Origin of the sequence: Catonella morbi ATCC 51271 (assembly GCF_000160035.2) — a bacterium.
GTDB lineage: Bacteria > Bacillota > Clostridia > Lachnospirales > Lachnospiraceae > Catonella > Catonella morbi.
Genome location: NZ_KI535371.1, coordinates 30,760 through 42,354, shown reverse-complemented (window position 1 = coordinate 42,354; position 11,595 = coordinate 30,760). Strand labels below are relative to the sequence as shown.

The following is an 11,595-nucleotide window of genomic DNA, read 5'->3' as shown; positions in this document are numbered from 1 at the left end:
ACTTTACCCAAGGAGGCAATATGAAAAAGAAAAATTTACCTATATTAGCCCTGTCTGTATTTTTAATAACAGCTGCATTTTACACAATCTCTGCACTTGCAGCCACACCGGTGCTCAATAAATCCTCTGTGAACCTACATATAGAGCAGGGGTATAAGCTTAAAATCAGAGGGATTGATAAGAAATTGACAATCAAATGGTCGGCAGGTAATAAAAACATCGCTTCCGTATCAGACAAAGGTTCTGTTAAAGGGCTGGCAAAAGGAAAGACCGTAGTCTATGCCAAAATTTACAATAAAAATAAGCTCAAATACACCCTTAAAGCAAAGATAACTGTAGATAGTACGGGCTATGCCACAAATCAGGCTTCCCTTACCAGCCTGCTAAAAAATACCAAAGTAAATGATATTATAGTAAACGGCAAAACTGATTTTACCATACCAAAAGGAAACTTTGGCAAAAATCTTGAAAGCAATACAAAAAATCTCTCACTTAAGATTGAAGCCGGAAGTTCCCTTAATTCGGTAAAGCTAATCAGTACTGAGAATGCTAAAATAGAAGTTTTAGGACAACTGTCTTATCTTTACTCACAAAAGGATAATACAAAAATAAATCTTAAATCTTCCGGGAAAAATGCCGTTGTAAATGCCATACATTTAGAAAAACCTTCTTCCTTGGATTTTGTATCTGATAGGAATAAAGCCCTCTGCAATATCTTTGTACTTGCAAAGTCAGACATTAAAATAAGTGGTAAAAACAAAAAGAAAGATGTGATAGCAATTAAGGAAAGCGCGGAAGAAACCGGTGTAACTGCAAGTAAAAACATCGACCTTTACACAGATGCAAGGACTACTCTTGTAGTAAATGGCGGAGCCAAAGACTCCAAGATAACCACATTAAACTATAAAACTCCTATAACGGTCACAAATAATACTGACAGTGCCCTTACTGTTACTACTCCGTCTGTAGAGAAAAAGGTAGAGGCAGGCGAAACTCATACTGTGACGGGAAAGAATTAAATTCTCCCAATATCCCCTACAAGTTCATTCACTTCCTCCTCAGTATTAGCCCAACTGGTACAGAACCTTACTATATGAGAAGTTTCATCATATCTTCCCTCATATTCAAAGGCATACTTAGCAGAAAGTTTATCCATCTGAGTCTGTGTAAGTATTACAAACTGCTGATTGGTTGGGCTTTCTATATAGGCTTTTATGCCCTTGTCCTTGAAGGCTTTCTTAATCTTCATAGCATACTTAACAGCAGATTCAGCTATTTTAAAATAAAGACCATTTTCAAAGAGTGCGTTAAACTGCGCTCCTAAAAGCCAGCCTTTGGCAAGCAGGGCGCCGTTTTGCTTCATATAACTTCTAAAACCTGTCATCAGCTCTTTATTTGTAATAACAACAGCTTCTCCAAACATAGCACCGCATTTTGTACCACCGCAGTAGAATACATCTGTTAAATTTGCTAAGTCTTCCATAGTCACATCATTTCCCTCTGCTGCCAGTCCATAGCTAAGCCTTGCTCCATCCGCGAAAAAATAAAGTCCGTATTCCTTGCAGACTGCGCTTATAGCTTCAAGTTCTTTTTTAGAATATATAGTTCCAAATTCTGTAGGAAATGAAATATATACCATCTTAGGCTCTGTAATATGCTCTTTCACACCACTTATCTTATAATTTTCAGCCACTTCACGAACCTGAGACGCTGTAAGCTTTCCGTCTTTTCCTGTTGCAGTTTCAACCTTATGCCCTGTATTTTCTATGGCTCCGGTTTCGTGTACGCTTATGTGACCTGAGTCTGCACTGATTACACTTTGGTAGTTTCTAAGTGCAGAAGCTATTACTATAAAGTTGGTCTGAGTGCCTCCTACCAGAAAATGCACCTCTGCTTCAGGTTTATTTATATACTTTTTTATCTCTGCTTTAGCCTTCTCACAAAGCTCATCAAGTCCATATCCCGGATAACTTACATCACTTATATCATTTATCGCCTTAAGCACCTCACTGTGTGCAGGCTTATTGTAATCGTTGTTAAATCTGATCATTTTACCCTCTCTTAATCCCATTCTTATTTAACAAATATCCCATAACCGAGCCTACCACGCCTCCAAGTACATGGGAGAGATTTGAAATATTATCCTGAACCATAATTCCCTCGTACACCTGCTGCCCTATGAAGATAACAGCTACCAAAATAAAAGTAAGAGGGATTTCTCTGTCCTTAAACCCTGTAAATGAGCTAAGTAAAATAAATGTAAATACCACTCCGCTTGCTCCGCAAAGTGCTATATTCGGAAAAAGTATATAATTTACAATTCCTGTTATCAGAGCAGTAATTATTATCGAATGAATGAGCAGCTTACTTCCGTATTTTTCTTCAAGAAGCGGACCTAAAAGTAAAATATATGTTATATTTCCCATAAAATGTTCCACTCCGCTATGTCCGAAAACATGCGTAAAAAATCTAAGGTAGGTAAGCGGATTGGTCAGTGATGAATGATAAGTCATAAAAATCAGCTTATTTGTCGTTCCATTTGTAACTATACTCAACACAAGTGCAATCAGACAAATCGCTGAAAATCCCAATACTACCGGTGAATTAATAGAAATCTTAAGTCCTTTTTTCATTGTCTCCTACTCCTTAAAAATTATCTGCATTACTGCTCTTCTTTCCACATAATGAGTGATAGTAATAATATAGCACCATTAGTTCCCACACTCAATACTAATTTCCGTAAATTTCCCCAATATATCATCTACCGTTATTTTTGTCTTTTCTTCTTCTGTCTTATCTATTACAGCCTTTCCCTGATGCATCATAAGCAGCCTGTTACCATACTCTACTGCATATCTGAGATTATGAGTTACCATAATCGCAGTCAGCTTTTTCTCCTTAACCACCTTGTCAGTAAGCTCCATAATAAGGTCGGCAGTTTTTGGATCAAGAGCCGCAGTATGCTCATCAAGTATAAGAAATTCAATAGGTGTAAGCGTTGACATAAGCAGGGTAAGAGCCTGTCTCTGTCCGCCCGAGAGCGACTTTACCTTGGTATTTAACTTTTCTTCAAGTCCCAGCCCAAGTCCCGATAAAATTTCCTTATAATAATCTATCCTTGTCTTATTTATTCCAAAAGAAAGTCCGAACTTCTTTCCTTTATTATCCGCAAGAGAAAGATTTTCTAGTATTGTCATTTCAGGGCAGGTGCCAAGCGAAGGATTCTGATATACCCGCCCTATTCTCCTGTTTCTTATATACTCCGGAAGCTTTGCTATGCTCTTTCCCTCTATTACAATATCCCCTTTATCAAGAGGGATACTGCCACAAATAAGATTTAACATAGAAGTCTTGCCTGAGCCGTTACTTCCTATAACAGATACGAATTCACCTTTTTTAATATTCAGGTTAAAATCTTCAAAGAGGCACATTTCATTAACAGTGCCGGGATTGTAATATTTGTAAATATTCTTAAGCTCTATCATGCCTTGCCTCCCTTTCTCTTTTTAAGATTGCCCGCTGCAAGAATCAAAAATAAAAGTCCTGCTGTAATAAGCTTTAAGTCAGATGCGGCAAGTCCCAGCGAAATAGCTATGGATACACAGGCTTTATAAACAATTGCTCCTATTACTACAGCTGTAGTAGGCTTGATAAAATTAAAATGTTTTACAAGACTTATGCCTATAATTACATTTGCAAGTCCTATAACCACTGTACCCGTACCGGTCGATATTTCAAAGAAGCCGTTCATCTGACAGTATACACTACCTGCAAGGGCTGCAAGTCCGTTTGCTATGGCAAGTCCAAGAATTTTAACATTTCCCTTATCTTTTGCAAGACCGGTTACGAGCACTTCGTTATCTCCTACCGCACGAAGTAAGAAGCCTGACTTTGTCTTAAGGTAAAAATCAAGCAGTAATTTTGTAATTATAACTATTATAACAAGTATAATCAGATTGCTGTACATTCTCATTCCTTCCGGAAATATCTTCCCCAGAAAATCATTTTCAAATAAAGTCTGTTTACTGAAAAGAGGAACATTAGCCTTTCCTGCTATCCTAAGATTTACAGAATAAAGAGCCGTCATAACTACAATTCCCGAAATGAGGTCACGAATTTTAAACTTTACATGAATAATTCCCGTTATTGCTCCAAATATCACTCCTGCTAATGTTGCCACAAACATAGCAAGGGGAATCGGCACTCCCATAAGAATCATAGCTACCGTAACCGCCGCTCCGAGTGGAAATGTTCCATCTACGGAAAGGTCAGGGAAATCAAGTATTTTGTAAGTTATATACACACCTAAGGAAAGGATGGCATACACCAGCCCCTCCGTAAGCACTCCCAGTATTATCTGCATCTTAGCCTCCACATCTATTATCTAAGCCTTTATTAAAATCAAGTAACCACGAGCCATACTTCAGACTTACCGCTAATAATTATCCTTATTTACTTACTTCTTTATACCCCTCAGGAAGTGTAAGTCCATAAGCCTTTGCAGCCTCTTCATTTCCATATAAATCAGCTTCTTCAAAAGTTATAAACTTCATCTCACTTGCCTTTGCTTCGCCCTTAAGTACCTTAGCCGCCATCTTACCTGTTTCTTCACCGACAAGTACATAATCAAGTCCCACACTTGCTACACAGCCCTTCTTTACCTGCTCTATCTCGCTTCCAAATACAGGTTTGCCTGCTTTTTTAGCCTTGTCAAGCACTATATCAAGACTGTTTACCACTGTATTATCTGTTATATTATTCAGACAATCAACCTTTGTTAAAATATTATCGGTTGCAAGTGGTACATCGGAAGGAGATGTAACTGCCTGCTCTATTATTTCAAAGCCAAATTCCTTAGCTGCTTCCTTATATTCCTTAACTGACATCTCAGAGTTTACTTCACTTGTGCAGTAAAGAATACCGATATTTTTTGCATCCGGCATAACTTTTCTTATCATTTCAAGCTGTTTTTTAATAGGGAGCTTGTCGCTTGTACCTGTAATATTGCCAACCGGAGTCCCATCTTCCTTCGCCAGCTCTGCCGCTACCGGATTGGTAATTGCCGTATATATCACAGGAATGTCTGTATCCTTAGTTGTACTGTAGCTTATCTGTGCCATCGGAGTTGTGATTGCACAGATTAAATTTACTTTTTTAGCCACAAAATTGTTAGCTATCTGAGCTGCCATTCCGCTGTCCGCGCTTGCATTTTCATAAATTATTTCAAGGTTTTCTCCCTCTTTATAGCCGCCATCCGCAAGTCCTTTTATAAAGCCCTCTCTGCAGTTATCAAGTGAGCCATGCTCTGCAAACTGACCTATTGCTACTGTTACCTTGTCTATACTTCCTGTCTGACTGCCTAATTTTGTTGAGTCCGAACTACCTGAAGCTGCCTGATTTCCCGAGCTTGCGGAAGATTTGGCTGTACTTTCCGTACCGCCGGAGGCTGCCGATGGCTGCTTGTTTCCGCCACAAGCTGTAAGTGCTGATACCATTAAAGTAAGTGCAAGTCCTAATGCTGCGATTTTGTTTGTTCTTTTCATATGTTTTCTCCTTTCATTGGTGTAAGCTAATGGACCTACACAAAAAGCCCCAAGCAGAAGTTTCCTTCTGCTTGGGGCGAATATTATCCGCGTTGCCACCCAATTTGATGCTAATGCACCATCTTAACCCTATGCCATCACACAGGTAATGAGAATAACGGTCATCACTCCGTCTTACCCTACTTTATTCAGGCAGGCCCTCAGGAGTCCATTCACTAAGTTTTCTCATGCTGATTTCCACCATCACAGCTCTCTGGTATGAGTACCGCTTAACTACTACTCTCCCTCACAGGTTTGATTTTTGATATCTTAACTCATTAAAGTGAAGATGTCAATAGAAAAAAATTAATATTTAAACTTTTCCCTTAACCTATCTTCCACAACCTTTGGCACCCAGCTTGAAACATCTTTTCCAAAAGAGGCTATTTCCTTCACTATGGTTGAGCTTAAGAATGCGTACTCCAATGAGGTTATCAGAAACAAAGTTTCTATATCCTCGCAAATCTGCCTGTTGGTCTGAGCTATCTGCATTTCATTTTCATAGTCGGTAACCGCTCTTAGCCCCCTGACTATAATCCTTGCATCATTTTCCTTAGCAAAATCCACAGTTGTACCCTCAAAGGTTTTTACTGTTACATTCGGAATATCTTCCACCGATTTTTTAAGCATTTCAAATCTTTCTTCCATAGTAAAAAAGGGCGATTTTTTCTTATTTACAAGTACACCTATTATAACTTCATCTACTATAGCTGCTGCCCTTGTAATTACATCTATATGACCATTTGTCACCGGATCAAAACTTCCCGGATATACCGCTTTTACCATAAGTACCTCCAAATATGCAATGTAAAACAGTGTGTACTTGCACACACTTCGCGCGCTAACGGTGCCGTAAGGCAAACTTCCCTGCCGTGAGCTGCGCATCCCTCGGAGAGATTTTTGTTTACCGGGAAATTCTTCCGAAATTTTTCGGTAAACAAAAAAACTGCTACAATAAAGATAAACTAAGTTTAACCTTATTGCAACAGTTTTTAATTAGTGCGGATGATGAGATTTGAACTCACACAAGATTGCTCTCACTAGAACCTGAATCTAGCGCGTCTACCGTTCCGCCACATCCGCTTGCAGTCCATAAAGTATCCGGGCAAAAAAAATAGTGCGGAAGATGGGACTTGAACCCACACGACTGCAATAGCCACAAGATCCTTAGTCTTGCTTGTCTACCAATTTCAACACTTCCGCATATACTTCATCTTTTCAATTTTCATTTGTTCGACTGAACGAAAGAAAGTATAACATGTTTTTTTAGGAAATGCAAGGGGTAAAATAAAATTTTTCAATTTACTGAATTTTGGGAATTTTCTGTATTTACTGTTTCACGTATTAGTCCAAATGAAACATAAGATTCAAATCCCAACTCACAGGGCTTTCATCTTCATTTGTTTCCATTATATCTGCCATATAGTGCCACCATTTACGATTGATGGCAGTTTCTGCACCCTTTTTCCATTTTTCTTCATTTTCAATTTCAATATAACCAAACAACATATTTGTATCGCGGTCAAGAAATATAGAGTAATTTTTCCCGCCATGTTCTTGAATCATATCCTTCATTTCGTCCCACAGTTCGTTGTGACGTTTTTTATACTCTTCTTCCATACCCGGATAAAGTTTCATTTTAAAACCCTTATACATAAATACCTCCTATTATTTTACAAACTATATTTTTAAAATTTACTGATTTTTTGAAATTCTTTGAATATTTACACAGAGATTACAGAAAATAAACCATTGATAATCTTGTAAAATCAAGAATTACAAAACATCTGACATCCCATTCTTTAATATTAAACCAAACTAAAAATATTGTAAATATTTATGCCTATCATAACCGCCATAAGTCCTATAAAAAGTTTATCCACCGTTTTATCTGCTATCTTCTTATTTACTATTCTACCTACAACTCCTCCCAATATACCGCCTGTCGCCATAACTACAAGTACCTTAATCGGGAAATCCGGAATAGAATGAGTAATTATTGAGGTCCCCAGACTTGCAATCTGTGAAACAAAAATTATATAAAGTGATGTTATTACCGCCTCCTTTGTACTCATAGAAAACAGGTAAAATAAGACCACTAGATTGATAGGACCACCGCCGATACCTAAAAATGATGACATTATACCTAAAAATAAACCTACAGCAACAAGTATAGGTAAGCCCTTAAGTTTTTTGGTAGCTATTTTATCCTTAAATATTGTATAGACTAGGGTAAAGATAGTTACTATAAGCAGGCAGGCAGCCTGAACTACACCCACTTTATTCGGATTGTCACTCAGACTCTTCACAAAGGAGAACAACCATTTTCCTACTATTCCGCCTACTGCCCCACCTATCGCAACCGGCAGGACTGTGGCTGTATCAATCTCCTTTTTACCGCTAAGCTTCGACTTGATTACAGAATAAGCAGACATTGACAACACAGTACAGCCTGACAAAAAACTAATCTGGCTCACATCCAGTATTTTAAGTGCATCCAAAAGGGGTTTAATTATAACTCCCCCGCCAATTCCACAGATAGCTCCTACTATAGACGCTAAAAAACATACTACAAAAAATAATATTTCCATTCTGACTCCGTTCAAATCTATTTTTTACATTTGCGGCTAAAACAAATGTCCTATCTTCAATTCTTCAATAAGGCTTACTACTTCTTTACTCCTACTACAGCCAAACTTTCTTAAAAGGCTTTTAATTTGGGTTTTAACCGTACTGTTTTCGACCTTTCTTATGTCTGCAATCTCAGAAACTTTACTTCCCTGCAACAAAAGCTTAACAAGTTCTCGTTCTGCTCCGGTAAGATTTGATATACAATTTATAAAAAATAACAGGCTTCTCTCACTTCTTTGCAACCTTGCATATTCCTGCATAACTGTATCTCTAACTCTGCTTTGCATAACAGGATTGCCCTCATAAGCATTTCGGATGTGCATAAGGAGCACTTCGTCCCCAACTCCCTTTACCACATAATCCACAGCACCTGCTCCCATAGCAGTCACTATCATCTCCTTAGTCTCATGTGCTGTAAGAAAAATTATACCTGCATCAGGATTTTTATCTCTTATTTTCTCTGCAGCCAATATTCCTGCATTGGTCTGCTCCATTTCAATATCCATAAGTATAATATCATAATCTGATTTTTCTGCAAGTTCAATGATTTCACTGCCACTTTCAGCCTCGCCTACTACTTCCATATCATCCTGGCTATTTATTAACTCAGTCAGATCTTCCCTTAAATATACAAAATCGTCTGCAATTAAAATTCTAATTTTACCCAATTTCCCTCCAATACACTATCCCACATTACTTATATTTGGGGAGCATAACAAAAAAGCTGCTTCCCTCTCCTTCTATGCTTTCAATATTGATTATTCCAAGGTGGCTTTTAACAATTTCCCTCACATAATAAAGCCCCATTCCCCAGTTGTGGTTTGAATTTTTACTTGAGAAAAATGGATCAAAGACCTTTTTTCTAAGCTTTTTGTTCATTCCCATGCCGAAATCTTTAATTTCAATCACACTATACAGTCTTTCATTATACCCCCTGATTATAATGTGATTTTTATTAGCAGTACCTGCCTCCAGCATAGACTCATATCCATTGGTAAGAATATTACAAACAGCCTCCGATAAATGTGACTTATCTGCCAAAATCTGAATATTATGGTTTAACTCTGTTTCCACCTTGATATCCGTATATTTTTCGTTAAACTTTTTTATAGAAAGTTCAATTATATCCTTCAGATAAACCGGAACCATATATATCTCATTTGCTTTGACATGGCGGTAAAGCTCCTCAACCCTGTTTAGCATATTAGTGTTGGAAGCCTCAAGAGCATTTACATATTCTTTTAATTTTACCATATCCGGTACTTCTTTTTCAAATAAAACCGATATTCTTTTATATATTACCTTATTTGAAAGTATCTGGTTCTTCATGCTATGGACAAACATAGAAGCACCTATCTTTGCCGTATCAAATTTTCTGCGTATTATAGCCTCATCCTTGCTCTCGGTGTAATTATCATTAGTGAAGCTAAACAGACTGAAAAATCCCATTACACAGCATATTACACTTGCCGTTATCAATGTAATATAGCTTAGTATGGTAGGATTGCCCTGCAAATAGCCTATTCCCTTATTCCAGGCAAAGGGTGAGCTGTAAAACCTGTATACCTGCCCCGGATCCTGCCTGCAATATAATAAGTATATTCCCATAAGTGCAAAGAGGCAGATTATTATTTTTCTAAACTGTGTCTTACAGAATTTCATAGTTATTGAAAAATACTCAATTAAAAGAAGTGCCGCTGCTATCAGCAAATATATGACAATCCATACCATACTGCTTTCAGCAAGATATATCTGCCATCTTCCACTTATATTAACCAGCTTCCTATATATACCCGGATAATAAGTAATCAGCGTTATAAACGGTAGAATTGCTACAATTTTCTTTAGCCAGTTATTTCTCCTTACAGCCCCTATCATTGAATAATTCAGGGCTAAGTCAATCAAAAAATAAGGAAACAGAACACGTCCTATGTTAATTAAAAAACCCAGTTGTCCAAGACTGATATACAAATACCTTATCCAATCCCTAATACCGTCAGTAAAGTAAAAAAACTGCATTACACTTTCAGATATACCGCCTTTTTTGGCTATATATATCATAACTCCAACTATTTCCATCATAAGGCAGATGCAGCTTCCCAAAAGAAGAAACATTTCCCTGTTCTTCTTAAGAAATACCATTATTATGGTTGATATAACCAAAAATAAGGTCAGTATAATAAGCATTCCTATCTCCTAATCTAAAGGTGTTCTACAGCCACTACATCATCCCTGTCTTTGTCCCCTTACAAAAACCTCTGAAATTTTATTTTCTTCATCAAGCAGTACCATATCTGCATCCTTGCCATCCTCTATCGAGCCTTTTCTATCATATATTCCTATTAATTTAGCAGGGTTTTCAGATAATATAGGTAAAACTTCTGCAAGAGGCCTACCTGTAAATTTCAATAAATTTAACAATGCAACATTCTGAGTAAGGGTACTTCCGGCTCTTACTCCTGTATCAGCCAGCTTTGCATCACCTTCTTCCACCACGACATCATTTACACCAAGCTTATATTTTCCATCAGGCAATCCAGCTGCCATAATCGAATCGGTAACAGCAACCACCCTGTTAAGGCCCTTAGTCTTTATAAGCAGGCGGACTACTCCGGGATGAAGATGTCTTCCATCGCAAATAGCCTCGCAGTACACATCTGACTCCATAACAGCTCCCATTATACTTGGAAAATGTTGATGCAAAAGTTTCATTGCATTAAAGGTGTGTGTAGACGCTGTAGCACCATTTTCTATAGCCTTCATAGCGGTTTCATAGTCCGCACCGGAATGTCCAAGTGAAACCGCAATACCAAGCTCTGTAATTTCCTTTATACCACCTGCAATACCGTCAACCTCAGGCGCTACAGTTAAATAACGCACATTTCCACCAGATCTCTCCTGATATTTTTTTAACAAATCTATATCAAATTTTCTAAGCAGAAATTCAGGCATGGCTCCCTTGTATTCTTTAGCCAGAAATGGTCCTTCAAGATGGATTCCCACCAAATCTGAACCCTTCCTTTTCTTTTTTTTATACTCGTTAAATTGGTCTATACACCAAAGAGTCTGTTCTTCTGTATCTGTAAGTACAGAGCAGAGCCAGGATGTTGTTCCGTTTTTTGCAAAAAATTCTCCGATTTTTTCAAGTTCATCAGCAGTAGCAGCATTTACATCGACTCCCACTCCACCATGAGTATGAATGTCTATGAAGCCCGGCACAAGCTTTTTCCCTCTTGCCTCAACTAATTCCCCATCATCCGGTAAAACATAATTTTCGTCATGGATTTTAATTTTTGAATCAATTATTTCAACTGTTTTCCTGCTAAAGCCGTTATCTATATAAACTTCAGCACCCTTTATAAAAATGCTTCCCATATCTTCT

Annotated in this window: 12 protein-coding genes, 2 tRNA genes and 1 other annotated feature; of the genes, 1 reads left to right on the top strand and 13 read right to left on the bottom strand. The window is 37.7% G+C overall.

Annotated features, from left to right (window positions below):
- The first annotated feature begins 20 nt into the window (after positions 1–20).
- Positions 21–1,019: a hypothetical protein gene (locus GCWU000282_RS14755; protein WP_023355985.1), complete on the top strand. Its 999-nt coding sequence runs from the start codon at positions 21–23 to the stop codon at positions 1,017–1,019.
- Here the strand turns inward: GCWU000282_RS14755 and GCWU000282_RS14750 are convergent.
- The 13 genes from GCWU000282_RS14750 to nagA all read right to left on the bottom strand — a co-directional run bounded on the left by GCWU000282_RS14750 (position 1,016) and on the right by nagA (position 11,588).
- Positions 1,016–2,050: a threonine aldolase family protein gene (locus GCWU000282_RS14750; protein ID WP_035041382.1), complete on the bottom strand. Its 1,035-nt coding sequence runs from the start codon at positions 2,048–2,050 to the stop codon at positions 1,016–1,018. The two genes, GCWU000282_RS14755 and GCWU000282_RS14750, sit on opposite strands and share 4 nt — an antisense overlap.
- 1 nt (position 2,051) lies before the next feature.
- Positions 2,052–2,633 (bottom strand): rhomboid family intramembrane serine protease, encoded by a 582-nt coding sequence (locus GCWU000282_RS14745; protein WP_023355983.1) that lies wholly within the window; start codon positions 2,631–2,633, stop codon positions 2,052–2,054.
- Between the two features lie 78 nt (positions 2,634–2,711).
- Positions 2,712–3,485: an ABC transporter ATP-binding protein gene (locus tag GCWU000282_RS14740; RefSeq protein ID WP_023355982.1), complete on the bottom strand. Its 774-nt coding sequence runs from the start codon at positions 3,483–3,485 to the stop codon at positions 2,712–2,714.
- Positions 3,482–4,363: an ABC transporter permease gene (locus GCWU000282_RS14735; RefSeq protein WP_035041380.1), complete on the bottom strand. Its 882-nt coding sequence runs from the start codon at positions 4,361–4,363 to the stop codon at positions 3,482–3,484. Before GCWU000282_RS14735 ends, GCWU000282_RS14740 begins: the two co-directional genes overlap by 4 nt.
- Positions 4,364–4,448: 85 nt before the next feature.
- Entirely contained in the window at positions 4,449–5,543 is a 1,095-nt protein-coding gene (locus GCWU000282_RS14730) for an ABC transporter substrate-binding protein (protein ID WP_035041378.1), read from the bottom strand.
- Between the two features lie 69 nt (positions 5,544–5,612).
- Positions 5,613–5,842: a binding site (T-box leader), on the bottom strand.
- Between the two features lie 46 nt (positions 5,843–5,888).
- Positions 5,889–6,368, bottom strand: coding sequence for a pantetheine-phosphate adenylyltransferase (gene coaD / locus GCWU000282_RS14725; protein WP_023355979.1), 480 nt, complete (start codon positions 6,366–6,368; stop codon positions 5,889–5,891).
- Positions 6,369–6,582: 214 nt separating this feature from the next.
- A tRNA-Leu gene (locus GCWU000282_RS14720) sits at positions 6,583–6,665 on the bottom strand.
- Positions 6,666–6,700: 35 nt separating this feature from the next.
- A tRNA-Leu gene (locus GCWU000282_RS14715) sits at positions 6,701–6,785 on the bottom strand.
- A gap of 141 nt (positions 6,786–6,926) precedes the next feature.
- Positions 6,927–7,238 carry an L-rhamnose mutarotase gene (gene rhaM, locus GCWU000282_RS14710; RefSeq protein WP_023355978.1) on the bottom strand — a complete coding sequence of 104 codons (312 nt, stop codon included), beginning with the start codon at positions 7,236–7,238 and terminating at the stop codon, positions 6,927–6,929.
- Between the two features lie 152 nt (positions 7,239–7,390).
- Positions 7,391–8,173, bottom strand: coding sequence for a sulfite exporter TauE/SafE family protein (locus tag GCWU000282_RS14705; protein WP_023355977.1), 783 nt, complete (start codon positions 8,171–8,173; stop codon positions 7,391–7,393).
- Positions 8,174–8,209: 36 nt separating this feature from the next.
- A complete protein-coding gene (locus GCWU000282_RS14700) occupies positions 8,210–8,881 on the bottom strand; it encodes a response regulator transcription factor (protein WP_023355976.1) in 672 nt (223 codons plus the stop codon).
- Positions 8,882–8,906: 25 nt separating this feature from the next.
- Complete coding sequence (locus tag GCWU000282_RS14695; RefSeq protein WP_035041374.1) at positions 8,907–10,400, bottom strand: sensor histidine kinase; 1,494 nt, start codon at positions 10,398–10,400, stop codon at positions 8,907–8,909.
- 39 nt (positions 10,401–10,439) lie between these two features.
- Positions 10,440–11,588, bottom strand: a complete 1,149-nt coding sequence (gene nagA / locus GCWU000282_RS14690; RefSeq protein WP_023355974.1) for an N-acetylglucosamine-6-phosphate deacetylase — start codon at positions 11,586–11,588, stop codon at positions 10,440–10,442.
- Positions 11,589–11,595: the final 7 nt, after the last annotated feature.

What these genes read in the sequence shown, in the direction of transcription:
- nagA (WP_023355974.1), bottom strand. Translation starts at nt 11,588, where the DNA reads ATGGGAAGCATTTTTATAAAGGGTGCTGAAGTTTATATAGATAACGGC.
- GCWU000282_RS14705 (WP_023355977.1), bottom strand. Translation starts at nt 8,173, where the DNA reads ATGGAAATATTATTTTTTGTAGTATGTTTTTTAGCGTCTATAGTAGGA.
- rhaM (WP_023355978.1), bottom strand. Translation starts at nt 7,238, where the DNA reads ATGTATAAGGGTTTTAAAATGAAACTTTATCCGGGTATGGAAGAAGAG.
- GCWU000282_RS14695 (WP_035041374.1), bottom strand. Translation starts at nt 10,400, where the DNA reads ATGCTTATTATACTGACCTTATTTTTGGTTATATCAACCATAATAATG.
- GCWU000282_RS14755 (WP_023355985.1), top strand. Translation starts at nt 21, where the DNA reads ATGAAAAAGAAAAATTTACCTATATTAGCCCTGTCTGTATTTTTAATA.
- GCWU000282_RS14745 (WP_023355983.1), bottom strand. Translation starts at nt 2,633, where the DNA reads ATGAAAAAAGGACTTAAGATTTCTATTAATTCACCGGTAGTATTGGGA.
- GCWU000282_RS14735 (WP_035041380.1), bottom strand. Translation starts at nt 4,363, where the DNA reads ATGCAGATAATACTGGGAGTGCTTACGGAGGGGCTGGTGTATGCCATC.
- GCWU000282_RS14730 (WP_035041378.1), bottom strand. Translation starts at nt 5,543, where the DNA reads ATGAAAAGAACAAACAAAATCGCAGCATTAGGACTTGCACTTACTTTA.
- GCWU000282_RS14750 (WP_035041382.1), bottom strand. Translation starts at nt 2,050, where the DNA reads ATGATCAGATTTAACAACGATTACAATAAGCCTGCACACAGTGAGGTG.
- GCWU000282_RS14740 (WP_023355982.1), bottom strand. Translation starts at nt 3,485, where the DNA reads ATGATAGAGCTTAAGAATATTTACAAATATTACAATCCCGGCACTGTT.
- coaD (WP_023355979.1), bottom strand. Translation starts at nt 6,368, where the DNA reads ATGGTAAAAGCGGTATATCCGGGAAGTTTTGATCCGGTGACAAATGGT.